The 5,229-nt window shown below is 63.2% G+C and carries 11 protein-coding genes; 2 read left to right on the top strand and 9 right to left on the bottom strand.

Annotated features, from left to right (window positions below; all coding sequences use genetic code 11):
- The 3 genes from BUA29_RS11635 to BUA29_RS12345 form a co-directional block, all read right to left on the bottom strand.
- Positions 1-297: transposase family protein (locus BUA29_RS11635; protein WP_143148942.1), on the bottom strand; the 297-nt coding region annotated here is incomplete at its 3' end.
- Positions 298-312: 15 nt separating this feature from the next.
- Positions 313-1,032 (bottom strand): RNA-guided endonuclease InsQ/TnpB family protein, encoded by a 720-nt coding sequence (locus tag BUA29_RS11630; protein WP_218587198.1) that lies wholly within the window; start codon positions 1,030-1,032, stop codon positions 313-315.
- Positions 1,026-1,316, bottom strand: coding sequence for a MerR family transcriptional regulator (locus BUA29_RS12345; RefSeq protein ID WP_218587197.1), 291 nt, complete (start codon positions 1,314-1,316; stop codon positions 1,026-1,028). Before BUA29_RS12345 ends, BUA29_RS11630 begins: the two co-directional genes overlap by 7 nt.
- 13 nt (positions 1,317-1,329) lie before the next feature.
- Between BUA29_RS12345 and BUA29_RS12275 the strand changes: the two genes are divergently transcribed.
- Positions 1,330-1,485 (top strand): hypothetical protein, encoded by a 156-nt coding sequence (locus tag BUA29_RS12275; RefSeq protein ID WP_178137935.1) that lies wholly within the window; start codon positions 1,330-1,332, stop codon positions 1,483-1,485.
- 71 nt (positions 1,486-1,556) lie between these two features.
- Here BUA29_RS12275 and BUA29_RS11620 read toward each other — a convergent pair whose 3' ends face one another.
- The 4 genes from BUA29_RS11620 to BUA29_RS11605 form a co-directional block, all read right to left on the bottom strand.
- The gene (locus tag BUA29_RS11620) at positions 1,557-2,018 is read right to left on the bottom strand and encodes a type II toxin-antitoxin system VapC family toxin (protein ID WP_072756685.1); all 462 of its coding nucleotides are present in this window, start codon (positions 2,016-2,018) and stop codon (positions 1,557-1,559) included.
- Positions 2,015-2,269, bottom strand: a complete 255-nt coding sequence (locus BUA29_RS11615; RefSeq protein ID WP_072756684.1) for a FitA-like ribbon-helix-helix domain-containing protein — start codon at positions 2,267-2,269, stop codon at positions 2,015-2,017. Before BUA29_RS11615 ends, BUA29_RS11620 begins: the two co-directional genes overlap by 4 nt.
- 76 nt (positions 2,270-2,345) lie before the next feature.
- On the bottom strand, positions 2,346-2,816 hold the full coding sequence (locus tag BUA29_RS11610; protein WP_072756683.1) for a hypothetical protein: 471 nt from the start codon (positions 2,814-2,816) through the stop codon (positions 2,346-2,348).
- On the bottom strand, positions 2,797-3,069 hold the full coding sequence (locus BUA29_RS11605) for a hypothetical protein (RefSeq protein WP_072756682.1): 273 nt from the start codon (positions 3,067-3,069) through the stop codon (positions 2,797-2,799). Before BUA29_RS11605 ends, BUA29_RS11610 begins: the two co-directional genes overlap by 20 nt.
- Before the next feature lie 275 nt (positions 3,070-3,344).
- On the opposite strand from BUA29_RS11605, the gene BUA29_RS11600 reads away from it, so the two are divergent.
- A complete protein-coding gene (locus tag BUA29_RS11600) occupies positions 3,345-3,866 on the top strand; it encodes an H-NS histone family protein (protein WP_072756681.1) in 522 nt (173 codons plus the stop codon).
- A gap of 160 nt (positions 3,867-4,026) precedes the next feature.
- On the opposite strand, the gene BUA29_RS11595 is transcribed toward BUA29_RS11600, so the two are convergent.
- Both BUA29_RS11595 and BUA29_RS11590 read right to left on the bottom strand, forming a co-directional pair.
- Positions 4,027-4,443: a hypothetical protein gene (locus BUA29_RS11595; RefSeq protein WP_072756680.1), complete on the bottom strand. Its 417-nt coding sequence runs from the start codon at positions 4,441-4,443 to the stop codon at positions 4,027-4,029.
- A partial coding sequence (locus tag BUA29_RS11590) for an RNA-guided endonuclease InsQ/TnpB family protein (protein WP_218587159.1) occupies positions 4,424-5,229 on the bottom strand: 806 nt, incomplete at its 5' end. The genes BUA29_RS11590 and BUA29_RS11595, both read right to left, overlap by 20 nt.

Here is a 5,229-nt window from a genome sequence, read left to right as displayed (position 1 = left end):
GCCCTTGGCCGCCCACGGCACCGGCGCCTGCGAGGTCTTGCCGCACTCGCGGCAGGCCACGCGCGGCACCCGGCAGTGGATGAAGGCCTTGAACTGGAAGAAGTGCAGATGCTGCCAGGTGCGCTCCACCCGGTCGTGCACCGGCTGGTCCGCCGCCCCGCAGACCGGACAGGCCAGCCGGGCCGTATCGCACGACACCTCGAAGTGGATCGCCCCCTCATCCGGACGAAACGACACGCTGTCTACCGCCCACGGCGGCGTCAGCCCCAAAGCCTGGGTGAAGAGTTGTTCTTGCATCCGCCAAGGCTGACATCATCCGGCGGCCCGTTCCACACCAGACGCGATGGAGCCTCCCTTTTGCTTGCGCGACAGGCTCTTTGACAGCCTGCGCAAGCGGGCGAGCAGCGCCTTGTGGGGCTTGGGGCCAGGGATCGTTTCTCCCGTCGAGAGCGTTGCCAGCGCCGAGACACCCAAATCCACACCCACCGCGCCTTGGTTCTCGGCTTTGGGCAGATGAGGGTTGTCGGGCGTGTCCACGGTGATGCTGACGAACCAGCGGTCGGCCACACGGGAGATCGTGGCCGACATGATCTTGCCGGTGAAGCGCAACGACTCGCGCATGCGCACCCACCCGAGGTTGGGGATGCGCATGCGACAGCCGTCGATGTCGAACTGGTCGTTGGTCAGGGTGAAGCGATCGTCGCGGCCTTTCTTGCGAAACTGCGGATAGCGGGCGCGGCCCGCGAAGAAGTTCGCAAACGCCTGCCCCAATTGGATGATTGCCATCTGCGGGGCGCACTTGGTGACGTCGAGCATCCAGGGGAACTGCTCGCGCTTGACCGCGTTCAACTGGCGGCGAAGCGCCGCCTGGGATGGCTTGGGCAGGCTGTTGTCAGCATGCCACGCCTCGTACTGGCGCTTCCACTCGGCCAGCGCCCAGTTGTAAGCAAACCTCGCCACGCCTGCGGCCTTGGCGAGATAGGACGCCTGCACGTTGTTGGGATCGAGCGCGATTCGGTGGGCGATCAGCATTGCGCGGCCTCCACCGCTGACCGAATACGGTCGAGAAGGGCGGGAAACTTCTCGCTGCTCACACCATACCGACGCGCGATCAGCACGACAAAAAGCTCCAAGTCGCTCATGCCCGCATCGGCGGGCACAGCCTGGGCAAGCCGCGCAAGGTCATAGCGCCGCCGACCGCCCGGTGTGCGCTCATCTGGCATCAGCTTGCCTTCGCGCTCCCAGCGCCGCAGCGTTTGCGCCGAAACGCCCAGGAACTCGGCGGCTTCGTGAATGCTGACCATCTTGCGTGACATGCTCAAAATATACATGAAAAAGCAAGAACGCGCAACTATGGAGTCAACTGTTCAAGCCCTGGCACACGCCACCGGACGCAGCAAGGCGTTCTTTGCCCGCGAGGCCATCATCCGGTATCTGGACAGGCTCGAAAAACGCGAGGAACAGCCCCGCCCTCAAGTGGAATAGGGCGGCCAAGGCGTACCACCTCATGCCACCGGCTGCGGCACCCGACGAAGTAGCTCGCAGCCACCGGCTGGCTATCCAGGCTTTGCCACCCCTCGGGCGGCACTACTCGCCTTCCGATGGCGCTCCCACGGGTTGATGACGTTGAGGCCAGCCGCTTGGAATGGCGCAACGTCGCGTGTGGCGACGGTGAAGCCGCGAGCACGCGCAATGGCGGCGATGTAGCCGTCTGGTGTGGGGAAGCCCTTGCCGGCGGCACGGGCAGCAACGGCCAGTTCGGCGTAGTGCCGCGCTGCGTCGGTGTCGAAGGCAAGCACGCGATCCCCGAATAACTCAAGCAGACCATCCAGCGTTTTCGACAGCGCATCTTTGCGTCGGCCAGACGGCAAGGTACCGATACCGAACAGCAGTTCGGCAAGCGTGACGCTGGACAGGTAGAGGGTTTCAGCCGCCTGCTCATCCAGCCACGCCCGCACGGCGGGATTCGGTTCCGATTTCATCGCCTCGGAAACGACGTTGGTATCCAAGACGATCACTCAAACCTCACAGGCTCGGCCTGGGTCTTGTCGCGCACCTGCTCGAAGGCTGCGATGTCGTCGTCGGTCAGCCCGACCCGGCGGCCTAGCTCGCCCAAGGCCGTGCCCATGCGAAGCCGCACCGGCGGGCGAACGGCCGATTCGAGGATGTCGCGAATTTCGGCCTCGGTGCTGCGTCTGTGCGTTGCTGCGCGTACACGAAGCGCACGATGCACCTCGTCAGGCAGATTTCTAACGATCACTGTCGCCATATTGGCCTCCCGCGCTTTGCGCTATCAATGATATCATTGTAACGATAATGCTATCGTTGTGCAACGCGGGAAGGAATCACACCGGCTGCGGCACCCGACGAAACTCGCTCGCATCGACCATCTGAATGCTCACAAGGGTGCCCAGGCGTTGCAGATCGGGCCTGCGCACAATGGCCCGCTTCTGCTCGCGCAGGATGTGCGCCCACGTCTCAACGTCGCGCTCGTCCGGCGGCTCCGGCTTGCGTATGTCCAGCACCAGCCAGCTCCACAGCAGCAGGTATTCGGCCAGCGGGTTTTCCATGAGCACCTGAAACGGCACCCCGGACACCTGGCAAATCTTGCGCACCACCTCGCGCCGGTAGAGCATCCGGCCATCCTCGGATCGACGCAGGTTCAGGATGGCAAACGGCGCATCGCGGGGAATCCGAAATTCCAACGACGTTGGCAGATTGCGAACATCTTCGGGCACCTCATCGTCTCGAAAGAAGCCGCAGCCGTGTTCGTAGATCCGCCCGATGCCGTCGTCGTCACCGCCATTCGTCGTCATCGTCCTCAAATCCCTCTCGTTCCATTTGCATCATCACGCTCACCCACACCCCTGCCGCGAGCACGGCGGCACTGACCACCACCCAGGCGGTCGGCATTCGGGGCCAGAGGTGCGGCACGCACAACGCCAGCAGGCCATTCAGGATGGCCAGCATCGCCGCACAACAGGGAAAGACCAGGGTGCCTGACACCACCAACGCGAGCCACGCTCGTTCCAGCAGGCTGATGCCGTTTGAGTCATCCTTGGGCTTCATGCGCCCAAAGTCTGCGGGAAGTCCACGCCAAAAAACAACCCCGCCGGGAGGAAGCGGCGGGGTTGTCAACCACATGGAGGAGAAATGTGGCCCGACGGGGGAATCGGGCCTGCCGGCGGACGGGGGCTTGGGCTTGGGAGGAACCGCCTGCCGACAAGATCACTGTATCACCCAACCTATGCAAACGCAAATCGAAACTGGACAAACCCTGAACAACGGTTGATCCATTCAGGCGCATCTGCAAGAATGCCTAAACTCAATAAGCAGGACTTGTCATGTCCACCAAAAAGACTCTCGCCATCGAGATTGAGAGCGACACCATCAAGCGCCTCAACGACGCGCAGATGGCCGATCTCCAGAACAAGATCGAGGCGCTGCGGATCGAGCGCATCAGCGATCACATCCGCAGCCTGCGCAAGCAGTACGTCGAGACGATCACCGAAATCCAGAAGCAACTGGAAACCTACGGGCTGGACATGCACCGGCTTGTGGCCCTGACCACCGATGAGCAGATCAAGGAATATGTGATGGAGTTCATCGGGCGGCCACCGCCGGTCAAGCGCATTCCGCCCAAGTACCGCAACCCCGACAATCCCGAACAGACCTGGACGGGACGCGGCAATGCGCCGCATTGGGTCAAGGAGTTCCTGGCCGCCGGCGGCGATCTTGATGACTGCCTGATCGACAAACGCCAGGCCATCAAGCGCACCCCGGCGCGCAAGCCCATCACCTCGCCTGCCAAGCAGGCCAAGATCGGGCGCGGCAAGGCTGCCGCCAAGCACGCCCGCAGCAAATAAAAACCCCCGGAGGGGACTCCGGGGGTGGATGCCTGCCCAAAAGGAGGAAAAAGACAGGCGGTGCGAGGTGGGGCCTGCGCTGGCTGGCGGTTGGCCCCGTGCCACCGGGATGGTGGGCGATGGCCTCTCTACTATGCCACATCCGCCCCCGAACGCAACCTCAATGCCGGGCGACCGGCACTTGCGGCACACGGTTCGTCTGCGGCTGATCGCCCATCACCCGGTGGATGAACAGCGGCCAGCGGTGTAGCTCGCGCACACCCATATCGCCATCGGGCACATAGGCGACCAACTCCGTCCACCGGCCCAAATCCTGCGCCCCAGGCAGCGGCACACACTGCACCGGGCGGATCGTCAGGAAGCACGGCTGATCGCTGTCATCATCGAACAGCAGATGCACCCACCCGTACCCATACGGGTCGATCCCTTCCAGCCGCACCCGATCCGCCTGCATCCACTCGGCCACCTGCGGGATGGTCGGATCAGGGATCAGCAGGCGATAGACACCGGCATTGCCCGAGACAAACGTAAATAACCCGCGACTGAAGTCGCAGGCTTTATTGTGAAGCGCAGACATGGTTGCCCATATCCACACTCCCAACATCAGGCGTATTTACGACCGCCCTCGACAGCGGGGCACCGCTGCCGATCCGGGCAAGGTTCCGACTTGCGTTCAAGTCGCTGTGCGCCCGGAGACCACAGTGAGGGCACTCGAAACGATGTTTCGAGCGCTTCCCCAACTCTCCACAACACGAGCAGGTCTGGCTGGTGTAGGCCGGGTTGGCGTACTCGACGGCGATGCCCGCAGCCTTGGCCTTGTATTCGACGAAGGTCTGCAACTGTCGCCATGCCCAGCGGTGCAGGCGGCCACGCATGCGCTTGCCCGCCTTGATCCGCTCCCGGATATGCGTCAGGTCTTCCATCGTGATCTTGGCGATGCCGGCATCAATCGCCGCCTGAACAATGGCCTTGCTCGTTTCGTGGTTAATGTGCTTCACGCGCCGCATCTCCTTGCCGGAGACCTGCCGGAGCTTCTGTTTCGCGCTCTGGCTGCCGTTGGACTGAAGACGGCGGCGCAGGGCAAGGTAACGGTCGCGCTTGTCGCGCAGTCGCTCGCCGCCGAAGACCCTGCCCAAGCTGTGGGCGGCGAGGTTGTTTTCTCCGACATCCACGCCCATCACGGGGCCGGAAGCCACAGGTTGCGCGTCGTCAGTCTCGACGACGAGGTTGAAGAACCACTGCCCTTTGCGCAAGACCAGCTCCGCCTCCTTCGGCTGGCCAGATCCGAGAATGCGACGCTGGTGTTCGCCGAGACGCATGGGCACGGTGATGCGCCCATCGAGGGTATAGAGCGAGACCGTCT

Source organism: Thermomonas hydrothermalis (genome assembly GCF_900129205.1).
Lineage (GTDB): Bacteria > Pseudomonadota > Gammaproteobacteria > Xanthomonadales > Xanthomonadaceae > Thermomonas > Thermomonas hydrothermalis.
The sequence above is the reverse complement of the archived record's forward strand: the minus strand, read 5'-3'. Positions and strand labels throughout refer to the sequence as shown.